Here is a 25,050-nt window from a genome sequence, read left to right as displayed (position 1 = left end):
GGCGGTGAGTCGGGTCACTGCGCTGTTCTGTCGGTGCCCGTCGCTACCGTCCGCACCATGACCACTTCCACCGGGGTCGCCCGCCTGCAGGTCGTCGCGCTCGACTGCCCCGATCCCACCGCACTCGCCGCCTTCTACGCGGCCGTTCTCGGCACGTCCGTCGAGGAGACCGACACCGACTGGGTGCAGCTCGCGCCCGCGGGCGGCACGCCGCTCGCCTTCCAGCGCGTCGCGGACCACCGGCCCCCGCGCTGGCCAGGGGCCGAGCACCCGCAGCAGATCCACCTCGACCTCGAGGTCGACGACCTCGACGCCGGGGAGGCCTCCGTGGTCGCACTCGGCGCCCGCAAGCACGAGGTGCAGCCGGGCGAGGCCTTCCGGGTCTTCCTGGACCCCGCGGGGCACCCCTTCTGCCTCGTGCTGCCCTGAGCGGTCCCCCACGCGGCGGTACGGCACCACACGCACAGTGCGTCACCCGGCAAGGTGTCATCCGTCCGGGTGACTCCTCCTGTCCCTGAGCTGTAACGCGACGAATCTTCAGAGCGAGATCGGCGACGACGACCAATCGGGAGACGGTGGAGCATGACTACGACAGTGGGCGAGACGATCGCTGCGCCGTTGCGGGTGCTCGTCGTCGACGACCACCAGACGTTCGCGGACCTGCTGTCGCTGGCGCTGTCGTCCGAGCCGGACCTGCAGTGCATCGGTACGGCCAGCAGCGCCGCCGAAGCGGTCGCGATGGCGCTGGACCTGAAGCCGGACCTCGTCGTGATGGACATCGAGATGCCCCGTCAGGACGGGCTGGCCGCCACCCGGCGGCTACGCGAGGTCCTGCCGGAGCTGGTCATCATCGTCGTCACCGCGCACCGCGACCCGCAGTGGGTGCTGCGCGCGACCCAGGCCGGGGCGTCGGCGTTCGTCCCGAAGAACGGCTCGCTGCCCGAGATGCTCGACGTGCTGCGGCGGGCCCGCAACGGCGGCATGCTCGTGGCCGCGTCGGCGTTCGGCTCCACCAGCGCGGCACCCGATCGGACGGTCTCCGCGCCGCGGGTGGAGCTCACCCAGCGCGAGCGCGACGTGCTGCACTGCCTGAACCGCGGGATGGCACCCAAGGCCATCGCCCGCGTCCTCGGGATCAGCCTGCACACCTGCCGGGGGTACGTGAAGTCGCTGCTGTCGAAGCTCGGCGTGAGCTCACAGCTGGAGGCCGTGGTGACGGCGCAGCGGCTCGGGCTCATCGACCGGGCCGACGGTGGCTGACCGACACCAGGTGCGGACCAATCCGCGGATCCGCCGCTCGCTCATCACCTACCTCGGCGCTGCGGCGCTCGTCCTCGTCGTGGTCTCGGTCGGCGCCGTGCTCGTCGGCCGGCAGGTCGCCCAGGACGAGGCGCTGCGTGACGCCGAGCGGCTCGCACAGCGCACCGCGAACCTCGTGGTCGCACCGCTGCTCTCCGACGTGCTCACCGGTGACGCCTCGCGCCGGCCCGAGCTGGACCGTGCCGTCGCGAACCGCGTCCGCGACGGCTCCATCGCCGAGCTCAACGTCTGGGACCGCACCGGCACGGTGATCTACGCCGACGACGTCACCGAGATCGGCGAGCGCATCCCGATCCCGGACGAGGCGGCGGCCGCGATCGACCAGGGCAGCGTCACGTCGAACGTCACCGACAAGCCGGAGACCGGCCCCATCCCGGGCAGCACCAAGCTCGTCGAGGTGTACGCCCCGCTGCGACTGCCCGGTCAGCAGCCGCTCGCGTTCGAGATCTACCTCGACTACGACCGGGTCGAGACCACGGCGAACAACCTGGTCCTGCGCATCGTGCCCCTGGCCGTCGGCGCGCTCCTGCTGCTGCAGCTCATCCAGACTCCCATCACGGTCTCGCTCGCCCGCCGGGTCGCCGGGCACGAGGCCGAGCGCGCCGCCCTGCTGGAGCGGGCGCTGTCGGCCTCCGAGCGGGAGCGCAGGCAGATCGCGGCCGACCTGCACGACGGCGTGGTCCAGGAACTCGCCGGTGCCGGCTACGCGCTCGCCGCGGTGACGCGGCGGGTCGAGGGCCCGCCTGCGGCCGGTCTGGACCACGTCGGCCGCGTGGTGCGGGGCGCGGTCGAGTCGCTGCGCCGCCTGATGGTCGACATCTACCCGCCGGACCTGAGCGGCGCCGGCCTTCCCGGGGCGATCGACGACCTGGCCGAGCCGCTGCGGCAGGCCGGGGTCACGGTGCACGTGCGGGCCGAGCAGTTGCCCGGCGCGTCGTCGGAGGTCGCGGCCGTCTTCTACCGCGTCGCGCGCGAGAGCCTGGCGAACGTCGCCAAGCACGCCCAGGCGTCGACGGTCGAGGTCGACCTCGGGCCGGATCACGCGGCCTCGACGCCGACGGTCGTGCTGCGGGTGGCCGACGACGGGATCGGCATCCGCCCGGAACAGCTCGACAAGCGCGCCGAGGGCCACCTGGGGTTGCGCCTGCTCATCGACCGGATCGAGGACCAGGGCGGCGAGCTGCGGATCGAGGCCCGGCCCGACGGCGGCACGGCGGCGGTCGCCCGCATGCCGGTCGACTGGGTGTCCGACCCGGCCCCACCCGTGGTGCCGCAGCCCCGGGCGGCGGACGACGTCGCCGACGGCATCGGGTCGACACCCCCCAACTCGGGGGGCACCCCACCCTCACCTGCGGCTGCCCCGCACAGCACCGCGCGCACAGACTGACTCCCGCGGGGCCGGTCGGCACCGCCCCGCCACGAGCACAGGAGTCGCGCGATGACCACCGACGTCAGTCCGACCCCGGTGGCCGACACGACCTCTCTCACGCTCACCTCGCCGGCGCTGCTCGCCGCCGTCGGGCTGTACGCCGCCGCCGCCGGTCATGTGATCGCGGCGCTCGTGCACCTGAGCCACGGCTGGAGCATCACCGCGTTCTTCCTCGTGGCCGCCGCCGCGCAGGTCGCCGTGGCCGGTCGCGTCGGTCGGGGAACCGCCGGCGCCGGGATTGTCACGGCGGTCCTGCTGGGCACGCTCGGGCTCGTGCTGCTGTACGTCGCGAGCCGGACGATGAACCTGCCCTTCGGCGGCGTGCACACCGTGCACAACGACCGGCCCCAGGATCCCGACCTGCTCGGCACCGCCGTCGTGCTCGCGGAGCTGGTCACCCTGGCCACCGCGCCCGCCCTGCTGCCGGACCGGCTGCGCCGGTCGTCGACGACGGTCATGTTGCTGGTCGGGGCCGGGATGTGGGCGGCGTGGGCCACGGGCCTGGTGTGAGCGCGGAATCCGCAAGCACAGGGTCGGCGGGCACAGGGGCGCGCGCCCGCTGGGCCGGCCGGCTGCTGCGCGGCGCGGGATGCCTGCTGGTGGCGGTGGCCGTGCTCCTGGTCTCCGGGCTGCTGCCGATCCAGGCCATCCGCATCCCGTCGGACAGCATGACCCCCACCGTCTCGCCGGGCGACCACCTGCTGCTCGACAAGCGCGACGCCGGACACCCCGCGGTCGGTGACGTCGTCGTCGTGCGCGACTCGTCCGGCGACGGCCTGCTCGTCAAGCGCGTGGTCGCCGTCGGCGGCGACTCCATCGGGTTCGAGGACGGCATCCTCGTCCGCAACGGACGGCCCGTGACCGAGCCGTACACCGGCGACTTCCTCGACGGCGTCTACTACGGCCCGGACGTCGTGCCGCCGGGGCAGCTGTACCTGCTGGGCGACAACCGGTTCGACTCGATCGACTCCCGCCACTTCGGTCCGGTGCCGTCGGCCTCGGTCGTCGGCCGCGTCGTCGGGCGGCTGTTCCCGGCACCGGGCCGGCTGTGACCACGCCCTTCCGGAACGCATAACGGACACGCCGTGTAGGCGCCGCGCACCGCGGGTAGCCCCGGGGCAGCCGAGCGAAGGAGAGCACCATGGCTGCCGACGACAAGATCGATGCCAAGTCCGACCAGCTCAAGGGCAAGGTCAAGGAGGGCGTGGGCCGGGCGACCGACGACCGCGACCTCGAGGCCGAGGGCCACGGCGACCAGGCCAAGGGCAACCTCAAGCAGGCCGGCGAGAAGATCAAGGACGTTTTCAAGAGCTGACGCCGGATCTCCGCCGACGGGGCCCCGACCACACGGTCGGGGCCCCGTCCGTCATTCCCGTCCCTACACGCGCGCCGTTCGCCCGCTGCGGACGAGCACCTCCTGGTAGAGGTCCAGATAGCGCTCCGCCATCGCGCCCGGCGTGAACCGGTCCGCGGCGACACGGGTGCAGTCGGCGGGGTCCAGCCGGCCGGCGTCGGCGACGGCGGCGTCCAGCGCGGCCTCGTCACCGGGGTCGACCAGCAGCCCCGTGCGCCCGTCGTCGATCAGCTCCGGAAGGCACCCGCGGCGGAAGCCGACGACCGGCGTGCCGAGCGCGAGGGACTCGACGACCGCGGTGCCGCCCGGTTCCTCCCAGTCGATGGGCGTGAGCGATACCCGCGCCGTGGCGACCAGGTCGTCGCGCTCCGCGCCCTGCACCGTGCCGATCCAGCGCACCAGCCGCCCGTCGACGAGCGGCTCCACCTCCTCGCGCCAGTACCGGACGTCCGGGTTGTCCTCGTCGGCGCTTCCCGTGCGCAGGGAGTCGGCGTCGTGGTGCGGCCCGACCGGGCCGGCCAGGACCAGCGGGATCCCGGTGCGGTGCGCGAGCCGGGCCGCGACGGCCTGCCCCTTGACCCGGGTGATCCGGCCCATCACCACCAGGTGGTCGCCCTTCAGGACGGCGGCCCGCCGGTCGGCATCGACGGCCAGCGGGGTCGCCAGGTGGACGTGCCCGACGCTGAGCGCCTGCAGCGCCGCCGGGGCGGTGGCCAGCTGCGCGGCCGAGACGCCGTTGACCCACAGCGAGTCGCCGCCGTCGACGTTCCCGTACAGCTCGGGGTGCTTGCGCAGGTCCCAGTGCAGGGTGTGCAGCACAGGCGGGGCCGCCGGGCCGAGCGCGGCGAGCACGGTCAGGCCGAACGCCTCCTGGTGGTCGTGCACCAGGACGACGTCGTCGCGGCGGTGCAGCTCGCGCACCACGCGGTGCAGGTGGGCCGCCGCGATCCCGCAGACGCGGTTGTAGGGCCGCTGCAGGTCCGCGAACCGGCCATCGGGGAACACGTCGATCTGCTCGTCGACGGGCAGTGTGCTCGAGCCGACCGTGGCCAGCACCACCCGTACGCCGCGCTTGCGCAGCTCCGGTACCAGCGCGGCCAGGACGTTCTCGATCCCGCCATACCCGGGGGGCGGCACGGAGAGCCACGGCCCGGCGTTCACGAGGACGGTCATCGTCATGCCCGAGCCTGCCCGTTTCCTGGCCCAATAATCAAGGTACTGACCGCGCATGGTTCCGAAAGATCCGATTCTGCGCCTCGGCTTCGTCGGGACGGGGGGCGTCGCCACGCGGCACGCCACGATCCTGTCGGGCTTCGACGACGTCGCCCTGGTGGCCGCGACGGACGTCGACCCCACCCGGGCCGCGGCCTTCTCCGAGCAGTTCGGGGCGGAGGCGGTGGACGACGTCGCCGCCCTGCTCGCCCGCGAGCTGGACGCCGTCTACGTGTGCGTGCCGCCGTTCGCCCACCGCCCCGCCGAGAGCTCGGCCGAGGCGCAGGTGGCCGCCGCAGGTCTGCCGCTCTTCGTGGAGAAGCCGCTGGCGCCGGACCTGGCCACCGCCGAGGCGATCGGCGACCGGGTCGGCGGGGTGCTGACCCGGGTCGGCCACCACTGGCGCTGCGCCGAGCCCGTGGCGCAGGCCCGCGCCCTGCTCGCGGACCGGACGGTGCGGCTCGTGTCCGCGACGTGGTGGGACAAGGTGCCGCCGGTGTCGTGGTGGGCGCACCGGGACCTGTCGGGCGGTCCGGTGGTCGAGCAGGCGATCCACGTCCTCGACCTCGCCCGGGTGCTCGTCGGCGAGGTGACCGAGGTGTCGGCACGCGCCCACGGCACGGTGCCCGGAGGCGACGTCGACGCCGTCACCACCGCGCTGCTGTCGTTCGCGAACGGCGCGGTCGGCACGCTCAGCGCCGCGTCGGTGCTCGGGGCGAAGCACCGCGCGGGGCTGGAGATCGTCGCGGACGGGCTCGTGGTCGGCGTCGGGGAGGACTGGATCGAGGTGCGCGACGGCGCCGCCGAGCCCGTGCGCTCGGAGTTCGACCGGTGGACGGCGTGCGAGGCCGCGGACCGGGCGTTCGTCGACGGCGTGGCGGGCCGGCCGGTCGACCCCGTGACGTCTCCCCCGGACTACGCCGAGGCCCTGCGCAGCCACCGGCTGGCCACGGCGGTCGCGCGCTCCGCCGCGTCGGGTGCACCGGAGAAGCTCTCGTGAGCGGCCCCGATCTCGCGCTGGTGGTCGAGGAACCAGGCCGCGCCGCCGTGCGCCCCGTGCCGGCCACGGACGGGCCCGTCGCCGTACGCACCCGCTACACCGGGCTGTCCGCCGGCACCGAGCTCAGCTTCCTCACCGGCACGAACCCGGCGCTGACGTCGTCGTTCGACCCGGAACTCGGCCTGTTCCGCAGCGACCGGCCCGGTGCGGGCTATCCGGTGGAGCGGCTGGGGTACATGGAGGTCGCCGCGGTCACCGAGGCACCGGACGATCTCGGCTTCGCCGTCGGCGACACGGTCGCGATGACCTACGGGCACCGCACCGGCTACCGCGCCGACCCGCTGCGCGACCGGATCGTGCCGGTGCCGCCCGACCTCGACCCGCTGCTCGGGATCTACGTGGCCCACATGGGCCCGATCTGCGCGAACGGCCTGCTGCACGCCGCCGTCGAGGAGATCGGCCGCGACGTGCGCGCGCTCGGTGACGGCGTCCGCGGGCGCCGCGTCGCGGTGGTCGGCGGCGGCGTCGTCGGGCTGCTGACCGGGCTGTTCGCGCGGCACCACGGTGCCGAGGAGGTGGTGCTGCTCGACCCGACCCCGCTGCGGCGCGCGGCCGCCGAGGGCCTGGGGCTGGTTGCGCTCGACCCGGACCGCGGCGACGTCGCCGTCGCGCTCAAGTCCCGCTGGCGCCGCGGCGCCGGCGACCGGGGCGCGGACGTCGTGTTCCAGTGCCGCGGCCGCACCGCCGCGCTGGCCCTGGCGCTGCGCCTGCTCCGCCCCCAGGGCACGGTGATCGACCTGGCGTTCTACTCCGACGACGGAGCCGCGCTGCAGCTCGGCGCGGAGTTCCACCACAACGGGCTCGGCGTGCGCACCGCACAGATCGGCCGGGTGCCCCGCGGCACCGCGCACGCCTGGGACCGCGAGCGGCTCTCGGCCGAGACCGTCGCGATGCTGCGCGCCCACGGCGCCGCGGTGCGGGAGCACGTCGTCACCGACGTCGTCCCGCTGGCGGAGGGTCCGGCGCTGCTCGCCGACCTCGCGGCCCGCCGCCGTCACGTCATCCAGGCGGTGCTGAGCTGCGAGGAGTGACGCCGGTGGCGGGGTGCAGGATCCGGTCGTCGACGGGCGGGGCGGCGAGGGCGCGGACGCCCCGGGCGGCGACCAGCCGGGCGACCGCGGGAAGGACACTGAGCAGGCGCAGGACGAGCGGGGACCGCGGGTCGCCGCTCCGCAGCCGCTTGGCCGCGGAGCGTTCGGTCCGCTTCTGGCGCAGCTGATCGCGGTCCACCTGCGGGCGCCGGGCGGCCTCGACCACCGCCGTCGCCGCGTCGACGGCGGCGGGGTCGACGGGGTCGGCCGACAGGGCCCCGACGAGGCGGTTCGCCGCCTCCACCGCGTCGAGCACGGCGTAGTTGACCCCGTTGCCCCCCACCGGCGAGATCACGTGGGCGGCGTCGCCGATCAGCAGCAGCCCGGGCTCGCTCCACCGATCTGTGCGGGTGATTCGCACGGGGAGCAGCGAGAGCTGGTTGACCTCGGTCAGCCCGTCGAGCCGGTCGCAGAGCCAGGGCAGCCGACGGCGGAACGCCGACGTCACCGGGCCGATCCCGGCGGTGCGCAGCGCCGGGAAGTCACCGGCCGGGATCGTGTAGCCGAGCTGCCAGCTCGCGGCCTGGCCGAGCACCGCAAGCGTGGTGCCGGGGTCGGCGATCAGCCCGAGGCCCGAGAGCGGCGGGTCGCCGTCGCGGCGCGGCACCTCGAACCAGCAGATGTCCAGGTGCGCGCCCAGCTCGGTCGCCGTGATCGACGACAGGGTGCGGACCTTCGAGTTGCGCCCGTCCGCCCCGACGACCAGATCAGCCCGCAACCGGCACCGCTCGCCCTCGCGGACGTACTCGACACCCGTCACCCGGCCGCTGTCGTCGCGCAGCAGCGTGGACACACGTGCGCCCATCTCGACGCGAAAGCCGGCGAACCGGGCGGCCTCCTGCACCATGAACGGCAGGAACCGACCCTGCGGCACCAGCGCGTAGTACGGGTACTTCGCGCTCGTCCGCCGGTAGTCCGCGAGCCGGTACGACCGGGTCGGGGTGCTCCACATGAACGCGTCGGCGGTGCCGTGCGGAACCGACGCGAGCAGCGGATCGGACAACCCGAGGGTGTCGAGCAACTCCAACACCGGCGGGGCGAGCGTGTCGCCGCGGAACTGCCGGTCGAAGTCCGGCCGCGACTCCAGCAGCGTCACGGCCACTCCACCCCGCGCCAGGAGGTAGGCGAGCATCAACCCGCCCGGACCACCCCCGACGACGACGCAGCGCGTGGCGGAATCGGTGGTCACGGCTCCAACGTAGGCCTGACGTGGCGACGGCGCGCCGATCAGCAGCAACGGTGCGTTAGCGTCGCGCCCGTGCGTGTCGCGCTGCTCGTCGTGGCCGCCCTGCTCACGGCAGGGTGCACGACGGCGGTGGAGGGGCCGCCCCCGTCGCCGACGGGCGTGGTGCTGCCCCCACGCCCGCGGGAGGTGCGGCTGGAGGGCGTGGATCCGTGCTCGCTGCTGACGGCGGAGCAGCGGGGGGCGCTGGGGATCACGAGCGAGCCGCGGCCGGGGACGATTTCGTCATCGGCCCTCTATGGAGGTGACGTCTCGATCTGCACGATGCGCGGCTTCACCGGAAAGGCCACCACACTCGGGATCGGACTGGTGACGACATCGGGCATCGCCCTGTGGAATGCAGATCGACTCGACGCCGATGTGACTCCGACGAGCGTTCAGGGATTCCCCGCAGTTCTCGCCGTACCGCGACGGTTCACCGAGTACTGCAGTGTCGACGTCGATGTGGCGCAAGGTCAGCTCGTGGACGTGCAGTTCCGCGACGGCGGGAACAGGCCGCAGATCCCGCAGTCCGACCTGTGTATTCGAGCCCGCCACGCCGCCGAAGCCGTCGTGGCATCGCTTGCCGCGCAGTAACCGTTCGCCATCGCAAACGGCTCGACAATGACGACCTGCCGGCTTCGTCACCGCAGATAGTCTGCCTCCACACGAGATGTGAGGAGTGGTCGTGTGAGTGAACGAGGGCGGGCACTTCTCCGGCTTGAACCCGACATGATCCCGATGCTGCGGGCCGAGTTCGACTCGGCTCTGTCGCACCTCGCCCAAGCTCTCGTCGACCTCGGCAGTCGGGGATACCTGCAGGCTGCCTGGCTCGGCGACGAGACCAGCGCCGCGGTGGCAGAGCACTACACGCGACGCGCAATGGAACACCCCGACTCGTCCTACCGAGCGCTACTCGAGTACGAGGCGGAATTGACCCGCGCCCGCGACACCCTGCAGCGCATGGAGGACCAGTACCGCAGCACCGACCGCGTCGCCGCCGACCGACACCGCCGCATCTGATCGGCACCGCATCGGCGCCGTCGCAGACCGGTGTGTGATCGCCGTTTCGGCGCCCTCCCTGCGATCGATCGCCGATTCCGCGCGTCCACTGCTGTGGGATCGACAGCCACGACGCCCGGGCGGCGATCACCACCGCATCGGCACCGAGCGGAACGTCAGTCGGGTCGACGGCCGACTGGTGTCCCGCTCACGCCGGGCCCAGCCCACCCCGCGCGCCCTCCCGGGCCCCGCACCACTCCTAACCCGCGCCGACCACGAACACCGCGCGAAGTGAACCGGACCGCCGGGCCGGCACCGGCGACGGCGCTCAGTCCAGCCCCGCCCGTGCCGAACCCAACCGCGTACGGATCCGGTCCAGCATCGCCGCCGGGTCCTCCATCGGCGTGCCGTTGGTGCCCAACATGTCCAGCACGTCGTCCACCGCCGCGCCCAGCGTCTCGTGCTCCGCCGCACGCGCGGCGAGCTGGGACTGCACCGCCCACAGGTCGACGAACACCGACACCTTCGACCGCAGCACCCACGGGTCGAACGGTTTGCTGATGTAGTCGACCGCGCCGGCCTGGTAGCCGCGGAAGGCCAGGTGGGGGTCGTAGTCGACCGCGGTGAGGAACAGGATCGGCACGTGCCGGGTGCGCTCGCGGCGCTTGATGTGCTCGGCCGTCTCGAAGCCGTCCATGCCCGGCATGTGGGCGTCGAGGAGGATCACGGCGTAGTCGTCGACCAGCAGCTTCTTGAGAGCGTCCTCGCCGCCGCCGACGGTCACGACCTCGAAGGCCAGCCCCTCGAGGATCGCCTGCAGCGCGACGAGGTTCTCGCGCCGGTCGTCGACGGCCAGCACCTTGGGCCGGCTCGCGGTCGTCATCGCCCCTCCTCTTCGTCTGCGGCGCCGGCACGGCCGTCGGCCTGCGCCACCCACGACGCGATCGTGTCGAGCAGTTCGTCCAGGTCGACCGGCTTGGTGACGTAGTCGCTCGCCCCCGCCGCGAGGCTGCTCTCGCGGTCGCCCGGCATCGCCTTCGCGGTGAGGAACACGACCGGCAGGTCCGCCCCCTCCGGCAGAGCGCGGATCCGGCGAGTGGTCTCGTTGCCGTCGAGGTCGGGCATCATCGCGTCCATCAGCACGATGTCGATCTCGGGGTGCCGGCGCAGCAGCGCGATCCCCTCTGTGCCGTTGTCCGCGTAGAGCACGCGCAGCCCGTGCAGCTCCAGGGCGCTGGTCAGCGCGAACACGTTGCGCACGTCGTCGTCGACGATCAGCACCGTGGTGCCGTGCAGCGCCGGGACCGGGCGCAGGCCGTGGCGGGCGTCCGGCGCGGCGAGCACCGGGGTGATGCGCTCGGCCGGTACCGGATCCGCCAGGCGGCGCGACGTGGTGCGCACCGGTGACGTGCCCGCAGCTGGGGTGTCGGGCAGGTAGAGGGTGAACTCGGATCCCGCGCCCGGCCGCGACGACACCGTGATCGCCCCGCCGAGCAGCCGGGCCAGCTCGCGGCTGATCGAGAGCCCGAGGCCGGTGCCGCCGTACTTGCGGCTGGTGGTGCCGTCGGCCTGCTGGAACGCCTCGAAGATCATCGCGAGCTTGTCGGGGGCGATGCCGATCCCGGTGTCGCGGACGGTGAAGGCGACCATGGGGCGGTCGTCGTTCGGTCGGCCGTGCACGCCCCGCGGCGCCGGCCCCATCGTCAGCTCGACGCTGCCGTGCGCGGTGAACTTCATGGCGTTCGAGAGCAGGTTGCGCAGGATCTGCTGGAGCCGCCGCCCGTCGGTGACGATCTCCGCAGGCAACCCCGGCACGACCTCGACCCGGAGCTCGAGGCCCTTGTGCTCGGCCTGCGGCCGGAACGCCCGCTCGACGAAGCCGCGCACCTCCGGCAGGTCGACCGGCGCGAGCTCGACGTCCACCCGCCCCGCCTCGATCTTGGAAAGGTCGAGGATGTCGTCGATCAGGCGCAGCAGGTCCGAGCCCGCATTGTGGATGGTGCTGGCGAACTCGATCTGCCGCGCGGTCAGGTTGGCGTCCGGGTTGTCGGCCAGCAAGCGCGACAGCAGCAGCAGCGAATTGAGTGGGGTGCGCAGCTCGTGGCTCATGTTGGCCAGGAACTCCGACTTGTACTGGCTGGCCGCGGCCAGCTGCTGCGCCTTCTCCTCGACGCCGCGCCGAGCCGCGTCGATCTCCATGTTCTTGATCTCGATGTTGCGGTTCTGCTCGGAGAGCTGTGCGGCCTTCTCCTCCAGCTCCGCGTTCGTGTGCTGCAGCTCGGCGGAGCGGGTCTGCAGCTCCCCCGCCAGGTCCTGCGACTGCGCGAGCAACTCCTCGGTGCGCCGGTTGGCCTGGATCGTGCGGATGGCGACGCCGATGGTGACGACGAGACGCTCGAGGAAGGTCAGGTGCAGCTCGTTGAACCGCGTCACGGCCCCGAACTCGATGACGCCGAGCGTGCGGCCCTCGAACGGGACCGGGAGCACGACGACCGTGCGCGGCGCACTGGAGCCGACACCGGAGCGGATGGGCAGGTAGTCCGGCGGCACGTCGTCCACGAGCACCCGCCGCCCGCCGACGGCGACCTGCCCGACGAGCCCGTCGCCGAGCCGGAACGACTGCGGCGTGCTGCCCTCGCCGTCAGAAGGCACGACGGCGTACCCCGCCACCATCACCAGCCGCTGCGCACGGCCGCCCTCCGGTGCCGTCGGGTCGCCCTCCGGCGGGTCGGCCAGGAAGAAGGCGCCGACCTGCGCCTCCACCAGCGGCGCCACCTCGTCCATGATCATCGAGCAGACCTCGCCGAGGTCGCGCTGGCCCTGCAGCAGGCCGCCGATGCGAGCCAGGTTCGAGTCGAGCCAGCCCTGCTGGGCGTTCGCCGCCGTCGTCGTGCGCAGCGCGGCGATCATCTGGTTGATCGTGTCCTTGAGGTCGGCGATCTCGCCGCGGGCCGCCACGGTGATCTGCGGCGACAGGTCGCCGCTGGCCACCGCCGTTGACACCGCCGAGATCGCCCGGAGCTGCGTGGTCAGTGTGGAGGCGAGCTGGTTCACGTTCTCGGTCAGGTCGCGCCACGTGCCCGCGACCCCGCGGACCTCCGCCTGCCCGCCGAGCGTGCCCTCCGTGCCCACCTCACGCGCCACGCGCGTGACCTCGTCGGCGAACGACCGCAGCTGGTCGACCATCGTGTTGACGGTGTTCTTGAGCTCGAGGATCTCGCCCCGCGCATCGACCGTGATCTTCTGCGAGAGGTCACCTCGTGCCACGGCCGTGGTGACCTGCGCGATGTTGCGCACCTGGTCGGTCAGGTTCCCGGCTAGCTGGTTCACGTTCTCGGTCAGGTCCCGCCACGTCCCCGCGACGCCCCGCACCTCCGCCTGACCGCCGAGGTTGCCCTCCGTGCCCACCTCGCGGGCCACGCGGGTGACCTCGTCGGCGAACGATCCCAGCTGGTCGACCATCGTGTTGACGGTGTTCTTGAGCTCGAGGATCTCCCCGCGCGCATCCACCGTGATCTTCTGCGAGAGGTCACCCCGCGCCACCGCCGTGGTCACCTGGGCGATGTTGCGCACCTGGTCGGTCAGGTTCCCCGCCAGCTGGTTCACGTTCTCGGTCAGGTCCCGCCACGTCCCCGCGACACCCCGCACCTCCGCCTGACCACCGAGGTTGCCCTCCGTGCCCACCTCCCGCGCCACGCGCGTGACCTCGTCGGCAAAGCTCGAGAGCTGGTCGACCATGGTGTTGACGGTGTTCTTGAGCTCGAGGATCTCCCCGCGCGCGTCCACGGTGATCTTCTGCGAGAGGTCACCCCGCGCGACCGCCGTGGTCACCTGCGCGATGTTGCGCACCTGACCGGTCAGGTTGCTGGCCATCGAGTTGACGTTGTCGGTCAGGTCGCGCCAGGTGCCCGCGACCCCGCGGACCTGGGCCTGGCCGCCGAGGTTGCCCTCGGTGCCCACCTCGCGGGCCACGCGGGTGACCTCGTCGGCGAAGCTCGAGAGCTGGTCGACCATCGTGTTGACGGTGTCCTTCAGCTCGAGGATCTCGCCGCGGGCGTCGACGGTGATCTTCTGGCTGAGGTCGCCGGTGGCGACGGCGGTGGCGACCTGGGCGATGCCGCGCACCTGCGCCGTCAGGTTCGCGGCCATGAGGTTGACCGCGTCGGTGAGGTCCTTCCAGGTCCCGGCGACGTTCGGGACCGCGGCCTGCCCGCCGAGGCGCCCGTCCGTGCCGACCTCCCGCGCGACGCGGGTGACCTCGTCGGCGAAGCGACGCAGCGTGTCGGTTAGCGCGTTGATCGTCTCCGCCAGCTCGGCGACCTCGCCGCGGGCACTCACGGTAATCTTGCGGGACAGGTCGCCCTGCGCGATCGCGGTGGCCGCCGACGAGATCGACCGCACCTGGTCGGTCAGGTTGCTCGCCATGGTGTTGACCGAGTCGGTGAGGTCGCGCCAGGTGCCGGAGACCCCGCGGACGGCGGCCTGGCCGCCCAGCCGCCCGTCGATGCCGACCTCGCGGGCCACGCGCGTGACCTCGTCGGCGAACGACGATAGCTGGTCGACCATGGTGTTGACCGTGCGCCCGATCCGGAGGAACTCCCCGCGCAGCGGGCGGCCCGCGATCTCGAGCGCCATGTGCTGGGAGAGGTCGCCGTGGGCGACGGCGTCGATCACCCGGGCGGTCTCGGCGGCCGACTGCCCGAGGTCGTCGATCAGCGCGTTCACCGCGTGGACGCCCTCGGCCCACGCACCGTCGTAGGTCTCCTCGTTCAGCCGCTCCAGCATGCGGCCCTCGCGGCCGACCACACGGCCGATCCGCAGCAGGTCGCGGTTGCGCCGCTCCAGCACGCCGACCAGGGCGTCGAACTCCTCGACGACGTCGCGGCCCAGCTCGCGCGGCGGGCGGGCGTCGAAGCGGCCGAGCCGCACGGCCCGCAGCGCCTGGGCGAGCTCGGCGAGCACAGTGTCGTCCACCGAGTCGTCCACCGAGTCGTCCACCGAGTCGTCGACCGGGTCCACGACCGGCGGATCGGGCGCAGGAAGCGCAGGAATCGGCTGCGCGCCGTTGCGCGTCGTCGTCATGACCCACTCCTCCGCGCCGGACACCACACCGGAACCGCAGACTAGGCCATGCTGTGTACGGGCAACCGGCGCGTGCTTCCAGGGCGTGACGGTGCAGACTGCATGGGTGCCCGTGCCCGAGGAGCGCCGTATCCGGCTGGCGCCCGACGCGCGATCCCCCGGTGTGGCGCGGCGCATGATCGTGGCCGCGCTGAGCGAGGCGGGGCACGACGCCGTCGCGGACACCGTCATCCTTCTCGCGAGCGAGCTGTGCGAGAACTCCGTGCTGCACGCGGGTACCGAGTTCGACGTCACGCTGCGCATCGATGCCGCCGAGCTCGTCGTGACGGTGAGCGACCGGGGCGCGGGACCACTCGAGCAGCACCTGTCGCAGCCGCGGCGCCGTTACGGCCGGGCGGCCGCGCACGGCCGCGGGCTGCAACTGCTGTCGAAGCTCGCCACGGCGTGGGGCACGCGCCACGAGCAGGACGGCACGCACAGCACCTGGTTCTCGGTCGCGATCGGCGAACCGGCGTTCGCACCCGCGCTGCCGGCTCCGGCGGCGGAGCCGGAGGCGGTGCCGGTGCTCCCGTCGGAGCGCGTGCGCAGGCTGCTGCACCTGCCCCCCGAGCTCGCCGGACGGCTCGACGCCGGTGAGCTGGTCGCCGAGCTCGTCCGCAGGCTGTGGGAGGTGCTCGACGCCGAGGCCGTGGTCGTCGAGGTCGACGAGAGCGACGGTTCCGGGCCACGGATCGTCGCCCGGTCGGGCCCGCTGCCGGAGGTCGGGCCCTCGGCGGCCGCCGCGACGATCGTCGCGCTGCCCACCACCGCACCGCTGCGCGGGAGTCTCCTCGTGCGCCACCACGACGGCGCGGTGCCGCCGCCGGACTCCGCGGACCTCGCCGAGCTGGTCGCCAACCGGGTCGCGATGGCCGTCGAGTCGGCCTGGCTGCGCGACGTGGACCAGCGGCGCCGGGCCTGGCTGGCCTATCTCGCCGACACCAGCGAGCTGCTCGGGCAGTCGCTCGACGTCGAGCTGACCGTCGCCGTCGTGCCGCAGGTCGTGGTCCCCCGGCTGGGGGCCTGGTGCGCGGTGCACCTGCTCGACGACGCGGGCCGGCTCCGGCTCGCCGCGCTCACCCACGCCGACGAGGAGCGGCTCCCGGAGCTGCGCGCGGCTCTGGAGGGCCTCAACCGGTCCACGGAGCTCCGCGCGGGCCTGGCCGAACTGCTCTCCGGCACGCTCGGCCCGGTCCGGTTCACCGTGCCGACCGACGGCGTCGCCGTGCCGCTCACCTCGCACGGCACGACGACGGGCACGTTGTCCGTCGGCCGGCCCGTCGACCGCCCGCACGGTCCCGAGGACGTGGCGCTGATCGCCGACGTCGCCCGCCGGGCCGCCCTGGCGGTGCACAACGCGCAGGTGACCGCCGCGCACGTGCGCGTGTCCCAGGCCTTGCAGCGGGCGCTGCTGCCGCGCGCCCTCCCGGTGGTCGAGGGCCTCGACCTGGCGGCGCAGTACCTCCCCGCGAGCACCGGCAGCGACGTCGGGGGCGACTTCTACGACGTCTACCCGCTCGGGGCGGCGCGGTGGCTGGTCGCGATCGGCGACGTGTGCGGCACCGGGGCCGGCGCCGCGGCGCGGACCGGGTTGATGCGCGACGTCCTGCGGGTGCTGGTGCGCGAGGGCCGTCCGCTGGTCCGGGCCATCGAACTGCTCAACGACGTGATGCTCGAGTCGGGCGACCCGCTGCAGTTCGCGACCCTCGCCGCCGCGCTCGTGTCGATGCGCGAGCCGGCCGGGGGCGGCCGCGAGCTGGAGGTGCAGCTCGTGCTGGCCGGGCACCTGCAGCCGCTGGTGGTACGCCCCGACGGCCGGGTCGACCTGGTGGGCGAGCACGGCACCGCGGTCGGCCTGGTCGAGCAGCTCGACCTGACCTGCACCACGCACGTGCTCGGCCCCGGCGACACGCTGCTGCTCTACACCGACGGCGTCACGGAGCGCCGGCGCGGCGACGAGCAGTTCGGCGTGGAGCGCCTCCGGCGGGCCGGGGGTGCGGCCGCGGGGCGGCCCGCAGCCCGGTTGCTGACGGTGGTGCGCTCCGCTCTCGGCCGGTTCACCGCCTCCCCGCACGACGACGACATCGCGCTCCTGGCCCTGCGCGCCGAACCCTCGGCGTGACGGCCGCGCCGGCGCAGCCGGTCGGCCAATGGGTGCTGCTCCTGGTGCTGACCGCGGCCGGGACGGCCGGGCTCGACGCCCTCGCCGTGCCCTCCCCCGCCCTGTTCGCCGGGCTGATCGCGGCGGCTGCGCTGGCGCTGCTCGGCCGGGCACCGGCCCGGGTCTCCCGGCGGCTCAGCCTGTCCGCGCAGGCCGTGGTCGGGGTGGTCATCGGGGTGCTGGCGCAGGCGGAGACGCTGATCGCCGTCGCCCACGACTGGCTGCCGGTGCTGCTCGTCGGCTGCGGCACGCTCGCGGTCAGCATGGCGGCCGGGCTCCTGCTCGGCCGCCGGCCGGGCGTCTCCCCGCTGACCGGCATGCTCGCGCTCACCGCGGGTGGCGCGTCCGGTCTCGTGGCCGTGACGCGCGAGCTGGGCGGAGACGAGCGGATCGTCGCCGTCATCCAGTACCTGCGGGTCGTGCTGGTGACGGTGTCGATGCCGGTGGTGGCCGCGACGATCTACGGGGCCTCAGGCGATGCCGCCGCCCCACCACCGGGCGTCGTCCAGCCGTGGTACCTCGGGCTCCTGCTCACGGTGGTGTGCGCGGCCGTTGGCGTCCCGCTCGCCCGCGTGCTGCGTGTCCCGGCGGGCGGGCTGCTCGGGCCGATGACCGTGGCGCTGGTGCTCACGCTCACCGGGATCGCCCACGGCGCGGTCCCTCCCGGGGCGCTGGTCGAGCTGGCCTACGCCGTGATCGGCTGGCAGGCCGGCGTGCGGTTCACCCGGGAGAGCCTGCGCGTGGTGGGCGGGCTGCTGCCGACGGCCGTCGCACTGATCGCCGCCGTCGTGGCGCTGTGCGCCGCACTCGGCGCGCTGCTCGCGACGCTCACCGGCGCGACGCCGCTCGAGGGCTACCTGGCCACGACGCCCGGCGGCATCTACGCCGTGCTCGCGACGGCGATCTCCTCCGGCGTGGACGTGGCCTTCGTCGTGGCCGTCCAGGTCCTCCGGGTGATCGTCATGCTGCTCGTGGCGCCGGCGATCGCCCGATGGGTGGCGAGTCGGCAGCGCGGCACCTGAGGGCCCGCGACACCTGCGCTCCCGGCCGGTCTCTGCGATATTGCCTGCTGTGGAACTGGACGGGGCGGACCCCGGCAGCATGGAATCCGGAAGAGTGGAATCCGGCAGCATGGAATCCGGAAGAGTGGAATCCGGCAGGGTGGAATCCGGAAGAGTGGAATCCGGCAGAGTGGAATCCGGCAGAGTGGAATCCGATGGGGACATGAGCGGTCCCCCCGCGCACCTGATCCTCGAGGCCACCGACGCCGGGGCCTTCGCCTCCCTGCGTCGGTCCTCCACCCCGCGGGCCGAGCGGTACGCACTCGGCCGCCAGTTGCGCCAGCAGGCCCCGCGGTCCGCGCTGGGCCGGTGGAAGCCTGCGGACGGCCGGACCGATCCCGTCGACCTCGTGGTGGCCACCAACCAGGGCCGCGTCGAGCGGCTGGTGCCCGTGCGGGTCGGCCGGATGTCGGCCTCCCCGTTCGCCTTCCTCCGCGGGGCGGCGGCGATGATGGCCGAAGACTTCGCCGGGCTGCCCGCGACCGGGATCCTGCCCGTCATCTGCGGCGACGCCCACCTGAGCAACTTCGGCTTCTACGCCTCCCCGGAGCGCGACCTCGTCTTCGATCTCAACGACTTCGACGAGGCCCACCCGGGGGCGTGGGAGTGGGACGTGCGCCGGCTCGTCGCGAGCGTTTGGATGGCCGGGCGGCAGAACGGGTCGACCGAGTTGCAGTGCGGCGACGCCGTGGCGCGGTGCGTGCGCGCCTACCGCGACCACCTGGCGAACCTCGCCGAGCAGCCCCTGCTGGAGCGCGCCTACGAGCGCGTCGACCTCGACCGGCTGCGCGGGGCCGCCACCGACCCCGCGACCCTGCACGAGATCGAACGGGCTGTGCGCCGGGCCCGCCGCAAGACCAGCGACCGGGCACTGCCGCGGTTCACCGAGGGCGGCGGCACGAACGGCGGGCGGCGCATCGTCGACGACCCGCCGCTCATCACCCGGCCCGACCCCGAGCAGTACGAACGGCTCGTCGAGTCCCTCGACGCCTACCTCCGCACAGTGTCGACCCAGTGGGCGCGTGTGCTCGGCGGCTACCGGGTCGTCGACATCGCACACAAGGTCGTCGGGGTCGGGTCCGTCGGGCTGCGGGCCTACCTCGCCCTCTGCGAGGGCAGCAGTTCGGACGACGTGCTGTTCCTCCAGCTCAAGCAGGCCAGGCGGTCGGTGGTCGCCCCGTTCGTGCACGGCGACCGGGCCTGGCACGCCCACCAGGGCCAGCGCGTGGTCGAGTACCAGAAGGCGTTGCAGACCGTCAGCGACCCGCTGCTCGGCTGGACGACGGTCGGCGACCGCCAGTACTACGTCCGGCAGTTCCGCGACATGAAGGGTGCGGTGGTCGTCGACGGCCTCGACGCGACCGCGCTGGCCGACTACGCCGGGGTGTGCGGGCTGCTGCTGGCCAAGGGCCACGCCCGGACGAGCGGCGCGTCCATGATCGCGGGCTACCTCGGGGGCTCCGACAAGGCCGTCGAGGCACTGTGCCGGTTCGCGCGCCGCTACGCCGACCAGACCGAGCGCGACCACGCCGCTCTGGTGGCGGCGATCCACCGCGGGGTGCTACCCGCCGAATCGGGGATCTGAGACTTCTCGCCGGCGTCGACCAGGCATCCACGCTGGCACGAACGGGTGATGCAAAGATCCACGTCTCGCGTGGGGTGTCCCGCACGGGACGTGCGGAGCACACTGGCAGCGCGTACCGTCAGCAACGGCGGATCTACGCAACGTCGCCATCTGGCACGAGCCCCGGAGGGCCGATGTCCACGAGCACCCTGTCCCGCCCCCAGGCGCGGCGCACGACCGTCCTGGTCGTCGTCGGGCCCGCGCCGGGAGTGCCGGACTGGGCGGCGCGCTGGGCCGGCCGGTCGGGCTGGACCCTGCAGCGCCAGGCCGGCGGAGGGCCCGGGGAGGCGGCGGCCGCCGCAGGCCCCGGTGCACGCGCCCTGCTGCTGCGACCCGACTCCCCCGTCGACCGGCCCGCCGAGCGCCGGCCGCACGTCGTCGCCGCGCTCGAGACGCTGCCCGACGACGACGCCGTGGTGGCCGACGCCGTCGCGTGCGCAGTCGCCGTCGGCGGCACGCTGACCCTCGTGCACGCGGTGCCCCGCTCGTTCGGCGAGCGCAGCGTCGGCCTCGACGGGGCCGTGGCGCACGGGCTGCGCGTGCTCGACGCCGCCGTGGCGCACGCCGTGGCCCTGCACCCCGAGCTGGTCCCGGCCACCCAGCTCCTGCGGGTGCGGCCGCACGAGCTCGTCGGCGAGGCGCTCGACGCGGACCTGCTGGTGGTCGGCGGACCGCATAGCGACCACCGGGGGTCCGTGCAGCCCGGTGGTCTCGGCCTGGTCGCCCACAGCGCGCTGCACCACGCCCCCTGCCCGGTGCTGGTGGCGCCGCGCTGATCCCGGGTCAGCCCGTGACGGCCGCGGCCCGCCGCTTGACCGTCGCCCAGGCGTCGTCCACGGCGGCCTCCACGCCCTCGGCGCGGGCCTGCTCGTCGCGCAGGAGCCAGCCGTACGCGAACCCGTTGGCGCCCTCGGCAGCCGCGGCAGCTCCCAGCTCCCGCAGCAGGTCGCGGGCGACGAACGAGTCCTGGTGCTCCCCCAGCAGCTCCTGGAGCTCCTTGACCGCCTTCACGAGCCGCTTCGCCTTCTTCCCCAGCGCCGGCTCGCTCACCTCGGCGGCGTAGCGCAGGCGCTTTCCGGCCTTGCGCATCTCGTGCAGCTCCAGGTCGCGCTCGTGCCCGGCCGGGTGGGCGTGTGCGGCCTTCAGGTGCTTCGCGGCGCGCTTCGTGGCCTTGCCGATCAGCCCGGGCAGGACCTCGACGGCCGGGCCGGCTGCCTCGTCGGTCAGCGGGGGGTGGGCCAGCAGCGCGTCCACGGCGTCGAGCAGCGCGAGGTAGCGGTCGCTGTCCAGGGCCGCGGTCGCGGTGGCCCCCGCCGAGGCGCGGCGCGTGGCGAAGAACCGCGTGGTCTGCGCGGCGACAGGACCCAGCGCGAGCTCGGGCGGGAGCGCTGCGACATCGGCGGTGATCCGGGCCTCCTGGACCTCCAGGTCGCGCGCCCCGCCGAGTTCACCCGCCAGCCAGCGCAGCTCGGCGACGAGGTCGTCGGTGTGGTTGCGGTCGAGCAGCCCACGGAAGGACTGGAAGGTGCTGCGCATCCGCCGGCAGGCCACGCGCATGGTGTGCACCCCGTCGGGGGCGTCGCGGCGGACCTGCGGGTCCGTGGCGCGGATCGTCTCGGCCTGCTCGGTGAGGTAGGCGAGCACGACCTCGCCTGCGGTCGCGTCCTTCGAGGCCTCGGGCCGCGGCGGCGCGGGCGGGACCCGGTCGGCGAGCACCCGGCCCAGCTTCGAGGACGAGGCCGACCGGTGCACCCCGGCCCGCTGCAGCGCCTCGTCGATCCGGTCGAGCACGTCGACGGTGCCCTGCCCGGTCAGCTCGACCTCGATCTCGGCCCATTCGATGGGCTCGGTCTCGACGGACGTACCGCTGCCGGCACCGGCGCCCAGGGTGCGGGCGGTGACCCGGTCGTCGGTGACGGTGGCGACGGCCTCGCCGTGGCTGTCGGTGAGCGTCCACTCGTTCCGCACGGTGTCGAGCTCGACGACGGGCTCCAGCGGCGCGTCGCGGTGCGCCGCCCGGCTGAGCGTGACCAACGGCTTGGGCGGTTTGCGGGCTCGGCCCAGCGGGTGCCGCACCTCGTCGCGGCTGTCCGCGCCGGCGGGCAGCTTGAGGTGCCAGCCGGCGTCGTCGCCGCCGACGCGGCGGCGCAGCGTGAGCTTGGACCGCAGCAGCCGCAGGTCCGCGGTGTCGTAATACGTGGCCGACAGCTCGTGCCGGGCGGGCGCGGCCGGTGCGGCGCCGCCCGCCGCCGCGGCGAGCTCGGCGATCAGCTCGGCTCCGGGCGGCTCGGCGGACTCGTACTTGCGCTCGGTCTCCCGCACGATCTGCGATTCGCTCCCGTTACCCACGGCACTAGTCCTACCCGACTCGGCGCGCGGGATCACGGTCGAGCGAGGAAGTCACCCAGCGCGGCGAGCAGCCGGTCGACGTCGCCGTCGTCGGTGTAGGGGGCGAGGCCGACCCGCAGCGAGCCCCGGTCGCCGAACCCGAGGCGCCGCGAGGCCTCCAGCGCGTAGAAGGTGCCGGCGGGGGCGTTCACGCCCCGCTCGGCCAGGAACCGGTAGGCGTCCTGCGGGTCGCGCCCCGGGAACGACAGCAGCATCGTCGGTGTGCGCGACTGGGCCCGGGAGTGCACGACGACGCCGGACAGCTGGGCGAGCCCGTCGTCGATCCGGTGCCGGAGCCGGTCCTCGTGCCGCTCCACCACGGTCATGCTCGCCGTCAGCCGCTCCCGCCGGGTACCGGTCGCGGCCGGATCCAGACCGGCCAGGAAGTCGACCGCGGCGGTCGTGCCGGCGAGCAGCTCGTAGGGCAGGGTGCCCAGCTCGAAGCGTTCCGGCACGGAGTCGGGCGACGGCAGCAGCTTGTGCGGCGTGAGCGACTCCAGGAGATCCGGGGCGGCGGCGAGCACGCCGCAGTGCGGGCCGAGGAACTTGTAGGGCGAGCAGGCGTAGACGTCAGCGCCCAGAGCGGCGACGTCGACCGGCGTGTGCGCCGTCAGGTGGACGCCGTCGACGACGACCAGCGCGCCCCGCTCGTGCGCCGCAGCGGCGATCAGCGGGACCGGCGGGCGGGTGCCGAGCAGGTTCGACGCACCGGTGACCGCGACGACACGGGTCCGCGACGACAGCTCACGCGCCACGTCGGCCACCGTGAGCTCGGCCGTGCGGGGATCGAAGTCGGCCCAGCGCACCGTCGCGCCGACGGCCTCCGCGGCGTACACCCAGGGGCGGATGTTGGCGTCGTGGTCGAGCCGGGTGACGATCACCTCGTCGCCCGCCCGCCACGTCGCGGCGAGCGTGCGGGCCAGGTCGAACGTCAGCGCCGTCATGCTGCGGCCGAACACCACCCCGCGCGGGTCGGCGCCGAGCAGGTCGCCCATCGCGGCCCGCGCCGCCAGCACGATCGCGTCCGCCGCCCGTTCCGCCGCGGTGACGGAGCCCCGGTTCGCCAGCGGCGACAGCAGGGTGCCGGCGACGGCCGCCGCGACCGTGTCGGGGACCTGGGATCCGCCGGGTCCGTCGAAGTGCGCCGCGCCTGCGGCCAGTGCCGGGAAGTGGGCGCGGACCGCCCGGACGTCGTACGTCGTACCCATGCCCGTGCCCACACCCATGCGGACCAGCCTTGCAGATCGCTACCGGGCCATGTGTCGCCACCGGGGCTCGACGCGGGCCCACTCCCGCGTCCAGCCGGCGTCGTTGCACGCCGCGGTCACCCGGCAGACCGCGGACCAGAGCAGAGCCAGGACCGCCCACGTCAGCGCGATCACCGTCAGCCCGGCGCTGATCCCGAAGGCGACGGCCTGTGCGGTCCGCTCCGACGGATCGGCGACCACACGCCCGGTGCGGTCCAGCCACACGGTGACCGACGAGCCCGCCGGTAGCGCGGGCGGGACGGTCACCTCGACGACGTGCACGATGCCGTCCACGCCGGTCCACGCCACCGGAACGCGGTGCCGCCCCGCCGGAACGCGCTGGTGGGCCGCCGACCTCGCCGGGGCGTCGTCCAACAGGACCGCCCGTATCGGGATCGGCGCGCCGTCGCGACCGAGGGCGGCGCCGTGCGCGGCGTGGCCGACGAGCACCGAGCCGAGCACCGCCAGCAGACCCAGGCACGTCAGCAGCCAGGCGACGAGGTCCTCGACCCGGTCGGTACGCCGTCGTGACATGCACCGGGGGTCGCGGAGAGAGCGCGGAGCGTTACCACCCGGTGCTAGCTGGCCTGCTCGCTGCCCTCCGGCCGCCGGTCGTCGACACTGGTGGCGAGGCAGGCGTCGACCAGCGCGTGTGCGAACGCCCGTGGCGCGCCGAGGAAGACGTCGTGGTCGCCGTCGATCTCGACGACGACGGCACCGGGCAGCGCGCGGGCCAGGCGCATCTGCCGGCTCGGCGGGACGACACGGTCGTTGCGCGTAACCAGCACCGCCGCGGGGACGTCGACGGCGGCAATCCAGCGGTGCGAGCTGAAGTGACAGACCGCCTGCATGGCGGCGAGCGCGGTGACGAGCGGGATGCGCCGCATGCGGGCGAGCGCGGCCCGGCGGACGCGGGGCTCGAGACCGTCGCCGAGCAGATGCCCGCCGACCAGGTCCGCGCGCATCGGAAAGACGGGCGGGATCCAGCCCATCGCGCCCACGACGAACGGCATCGTCATCGCCGTCAGCTGCTCGAGGAAGGAGCCCGACACGTTGCGGGCCGTCGCACAGAGCACGAGCCCGGCGGTCAGCTCCCGGTGCCGGCGCCAGAACGTTTGGGCGATGATGCCGCCCATCGAGTAGCCGACGACGATCACGGGACCGGTGCGCAGCTCGCGGACCACGGCGGCGACGTCGTCCGCACAGTCCTCCAGCCGGTACGGCATCCGCGCCGGTGGCCCGTCTCCGTGCCCGCGCAGGTCCATGGCCAGCACGCGGAAGTGCTGGGCGAGCGTCGGGATCGCGCCCGACCAGTTGGTCTCGACGTCCAGGGTGACGCCGTGCAGCAACACGAGTGTCGGTGCGCCCACGGGGCCGGCCGCGTCCCAGACGACGAAACGGCCGCGATCGGCCGTTTCCACGATCCGGGCTACCGAGCCCACTTCAGCGTGAGGTACTCGCATGCTGACCCCCATTGGCCGCAAACACACTGCTCGGCAACCCGCCGTCCACCTGGGTACCACGGTAACGCCCGTCGTAGTCCTCGCGGAGGAGCGAAACGGCTGTATCCCCCTCCGGGGCGTGCCTCCGCTGCGTGAGCGCCGCCGTCGCCGTGGACGATCCGGACCGCTCACGGACCTGCTGTCGGTGTGGCCGCACCCGCGCTGTTGCTCCGGTCGAGTGAAATTCGCGACTACGCCGGGTATCCGTCGCTGAGAGTCCGGAACGGCCGTCGGTACGACCTCGCTCGGCCGGATG

Annotated in this window: 22 protein-coding genes; 14 read left to right on the top strand and 8 right to left on the bottom strand. The window is 73.8% G+C overall.

Annotated features, from left to right (window positions below; all coding sequences use genetic code 11):
* Positions 1-57: 57 nt before the first annotated feature.
* The 6 genes from RM445_RS07375 (at position 58) to RM445_RS07350 (ending at position 4,064) form a co-directional block, all read left to right on the top strand.
* Positions 58-429, top strand: coding sequence for a VOC family protein (locus tag RM445_RS07375; RefSeq protein ID WP_311555356.1), 372 nt, complete (start codon positions 58-60; stop codon positions 427-429).
* A 153-nt stretch (positions 430-582) separates the two neighbouring features.
* Positions 583-1,260, top strand: a complete 678-nt coding sequence (locus tag RM445_RS07370; protein WP_311555354.1) for a response regulator transcription factor — start codon at positions 583-585, stop codon at positions 1,258-1,260.
* Positions 1,253-2,707 (top strand): sensor histidine kinase, encoded by a 1,455-nt coding sequence (locus tag RM445_RS07365; protein WP_311555353.1) that lies wholly within the window; start codon positions 1,253-1,255, stop codon positions 2,705-2,707. The genes RM445_RS07370 and RM445_RS07365 overlap by 8 nt, the downstream gene beginning before the upstream one ends.
* Before the next feature lie 51 nt (positions 2,708-2,758).
* On the top strand, positions 2,759-3,259 hold the full coding sequence (locus RM445_RS07360; protein ID WP_311555351.1) for a hypothetical protein: 501 nt from the start codon (positions 2,759-2,761) through the stop codon (positions 3,257-3,259).
* Positions 3,256-3,801 (top strand): signal peptidase I, encoded by a 546-nt coding sequence (gene lepB, locus RM445_RS07355; RefSeq protein ID WP_311555350.1) that lies wholly within the window; start codon positions 3,256-3,258, stop codon positions 3,799-3,801. Before RM445_RS07360 ends, lepB begins: the two co-directional genes overlap by 4 nt.
* A gap of 89 nt (positions 3,802-3,890) precedes the next feature.
* On the top strand, positions 3,891-4,064 hold the full coding sequence (locus RM445_RS07350) for a CsbD family protein (protein WP_311555348.1): 174 nt from the start codon (positions 3,891-3,893) through the stop codon (positions 4,062-4,064).
* A 63-nt stretch (positions 4,065-4,127) separates the two neighbouring features.
* Here the strand turns inward: RM445_RS07350 and RM445_RS07345 are convergent, their stop codons facing one another.
* Entirely contained in the window at positions 4,128-5,282 is a 1,155-nt protein-coding gene (locus tag RM445_RS07345) for a glycosyltransferase (protein ID WP_311555346.1), read from the bottom strand.
* Between the two features lie 49 nt (positions 5,283-5,331).
* Here RM445_RS07345 and RM445_RS07340 point away from each other — a divergent pair, with 49 nt between their 5' ends.
* Positions 5,332-6,315 (top strand): Gfo/Idh/MocA family protein, encoded by a 984-nt coding sequence (locus RM445_RS07340; RefSeq protein ID WP_311555345.1) that lies wholly within the window; start codon positions 5,332-5,334, stop codon positions 6,313-6,315.
* Positions 6,312-7,406 (top strand): zinc-binding dehydrogenase, encoded by a 1,095-nt coding sequence (locus tag RM445_RS07335; RefSeq protein ID WP_311555344.1) that lies wholly within the window; start codon positions 6,312-6,314, stop codon positions 7,404-7,406. Before RM445_RS07340 ends, RM445_RS07335 begins: the two co-directional genes overlap by 4 nt.
* Here RM445_RS07335 and RM445_RS07330 read toward each other — a convergent pair.
* On the bottom strand, positions 7,375-8,655 hold the full coding sequence (locus RM445_RS07330; protein ID WP_311555342.1) for an FAD-dependent monooxygenase: 1,281 nt from the start codon (positions 8,653-8,655) through the stop codon (positions 7,375-7,377). The genes RM445_RS07335 and RM445_RS07330 overlap by 32 nt on opposite strands.
* Before the next feature lie 69 nt (positions 8,656-8,724).
* Here RM445_RS07330 and RM445_RS07325 point away from each other — a divergent pair, with 69 nt between their 5' ends.
* Both RM445_RS07325 and RM445_RS07320 read left to right on the top strand, forming a co-directional pair.
* Positions 8,725-9,285 (top strand): DUF3558 domain-containing protein, encoded by a 561-nt coding sequence (locus tag RM445_RS07325; protein ID WP_311555340.1) that lies wholly within the window; start codon positions 8,725-8,727, stop codon positions 9,283-9,285.
* A gap of 93 nt (positions 9,286-9,378) precedes the next feature.
* A complete protein-coding gene (locus RM445_RS07320; protein WP_311555339.1) occupies positions 9,379-9,711 on the top strand; it encodes a hypothetical protein in 333 nt (110 codons plus the stop codon).
* A 307-nt stretch (positions 9,712-10,018) separates the two neighbouring features.
* Here RM445_RS07320 and RM445_RS07315 read toward each other — a convergent pair whose 3' ends face one another.
* Both RM445_RS07315 and RM445_RS07310 read right to left on the bottom strand, forming a co-directional pair.
* Positions 10,019-10,573, bottom strand: a complete 555-nt coding sequence (locus RM445_RS07315) for a response regulator (RefSeq protein WP_311555338.1) — start codon at positions 10,571-10,573, stop codon at positions 10,019-10,021.
* Complete coding sequence (locus RM445_RS07310) at positions 10,570-14,772, bottom strand: HAMP domain-containing protein (RefSeq protein ID WP_311555336.1); 4,203 nt, start codon at positions 14,770-14,772, stop codon at positions 10,570-10,572. The genes RM445_RS07315 and RM445_RS07310 overlap by 4 nt, the downstream gene beginning before the upstream one ends.
* A gap of 106 nt (positions 14,773-14,878) precedes the next feature.
* On the opposite strand from RM445_RS07310, the gene RM445_RS07305 reads away from it, so the two are divergent.
* From RM445_RS07305 to RM445_RS07290, 4 genes are all read left to right on the top strand, one after another.
* The gene (locus RM445_RS07305) at positions 14,879-16,933 is read left to right on the top strand and encodes a SpoIIE family protein phosphatase (protein WP_311555334.1); all 2,055 of its coding nucleotides are present in this window, start codon (positions 14,879-14,881) and stop codon (positions 16,931-16,933) included.
* Positions 16,930-17,994 carry an AbrB family transcriptional regulator gene (locus tag RM445_RS07300; protein WP_311555333.1) on the top strand — a complete coding sequence of 355 codons (1,065 nt, stop codon included), beginning with the start codon at positions 16,930-16,932 and terminating at the stop codon, positions 17,992-17,994. Before RM445_RS07305 ends, RM445_RS07300 begins: the two co-directional genes overlap by 4 nt.
* A gap of 202 nt (positions 17,995-18,196) precedes the next feature.
* Positions 18,197-19,618, top strand: coding sequence for a DUF2252 domain-containing protein (locus RM445_RS07295; protein ID WP_311555332.1), 1,422 nt, complete (start codon positions 18,197-18,199; stop codon positions 19,616-19,618).
* Positions 19,619-19,791: 173 nt separating this feature from the next.
* Complete coding sequence (locus tag RM445_RS07290; protein WP_311555331.1) at positions 19,792-20,433, top strand: universal stress protein; 642 nt, start codon at positions 19,792-19,794, stop codon at positions 20,431-20,433.
* A 7-nt stretch (positions 20,434-20,440) separates the two neighbouring features.
* On the opposite strand, the gene RM445_RS07285 is transcribed toward RM445_RS07290, so the two are convergent.
* Genes RM445_RS07285 through RM445_RS07270 form a run of 4 tightly spaced genes read right to left on the bottom strand, consistent with a single transcriptional unit; the run spans position 20,441 to position 24,713 of the window.
* Positions 20,441-22,006, bottom strand: coding sequence for a CYTH and CHAD domain-containing protein (locus RM445_RS07285; protein WP_311555329.1), 1,566 nt, complete (start codon positions 22,004-22,006; stop codon positions 20,441-20,443).
* A gap of 32 nt (positions 22,007-22,038) precedes the next feature.
* A complete protein-coding gene (locus RM445_RS07280; RefSeq protein ID WP_311555328.1) occupies positions 22,039-23,271 on the bottom strand; it encodes a cysteine desulfurase-like protein in 1,233 nt (410 codons plus the stop codon).
* 21 nt (positions 23,272-23,292) lie between these two features.
* On the bottom strand, positions 23,293-23,826 hold the full coding sequence (locus RM445_RS07275; protein WP_311555327.1) for an Rv1733c family protein: 534 nt from the start codon (positions 23,824-23,826) through the stop codon (positions 23,293-23,295).
* A gap of 44 nt (positions 23,827-23,870) precedes the next feature.
* The gene (locus tag RM445_RS07270) at positions 23,871-24,713 is read right to left on the bottom strand and encodes an alpha/beta fold hydrolase (RefSeq protein WP_311555326.1); all 843 of its coding nucleotides are present in this window, start codon (positions 24,711-24,713) and stop codon (positions 23,871-23,873) included.
* Between the last annotated feature and the right edge of the window lie 337 nt (positions 24,714-25,050).

The organism is Pseudonocardia charpentierae, assembly GCF_031845345.1.
Lineage (GTDB): Bacteria > Actinomycetota > Actinomycetes > Mycobacteriales > Pseudonocardiaceae > Pseudonocardia > Pseudonocardia charpentierae.
Note: the sequence above shows the minus strand (reverse complement) of the source record. Positions and strands in the feature narration are given on the sequence as shown.

Coding starts and splice junctions, on each gene's coding strand:
- RM445_RS07375 (WP_311555356.1), top strand. CDS start 58: ATGACCACTTCCACCGGGGTCGCCCGCCTGCAGGTCGTCGCGCTCGAC.
- RM445_RS07370 (WP_311555354.1), top strand. CDS start 583: ATGACTACGACAGTGGGCGAGACGATCGCTGCGCCGTTGCGGGTGCTC.
- RM445_RS07360 (WP_311555351.1), top strand. CDS start 2,759: ATGACCACCGACGTCAGTCCGACCCCGGTGGCCGACACGACCTCTCTC.
- RM445_RS07350 (WP_311555348.1), top strand. CDS start 3,891: ATGGCTGCCGACGACAAGATCGATGCCAAGTCCGACCAGCTCAAGGGC.
- RM445_RS07345 (WP_311555346.1), bottom strand. CDS start 5,282: ATGACGATGACCGTCCTCGTGAACGCCGGGCCGTGGCTCTCCGTGCCG.
- RM445_RS07340 (WP_311555345.1), top strand. CDS start 5,332: ATGGTTCCGAAAGATCCGATTCTGCGCCTCGGCTTCGTCGGGACGGGG.
- RM445_RS07315 (WP_311555338.1), bottom strand. CDS start 10,573: ATGACGACCGCGAGCCGGCCCAAGGTGCTGGCCGTCGACGACCGGCGC.
- RM445_RS07310 (WP_311555336.1), bottom strand. CDS start 14,772: ATGACGACGACGCGCAACGGCGCGCAGCCGATTCCTGCGCTTCCTGCG.
- RM445_RS07295 (WP_311555332.1), top strand. CDS start 18,197: ATGAGCGGTCCCCCCGCGCACCTGATCCTCGAGGCCACCGACGCCGGG.
- RM445_RS07290 (WP_311555331.1), top strand. CDS start 19,792: ATGTCCACGAGCACCCTGTCCCGCCCCCAGGCGCGGCGCACGACCGTC.
- RM445_RS07280 (WP_311555328.1), bottom strand. CDS start 23,271: ATGGGTGTGGGCACGGGCATGGGTACGACGTACGACGTCCGGGCGGTC.
- RM445_RS07275 (WP_311555327.1), bottom strand. CDS start 23,826: ATGTCACGACGGCGTACCGACCGGGTCGAGGACCTCGTCGCCTGGCTG.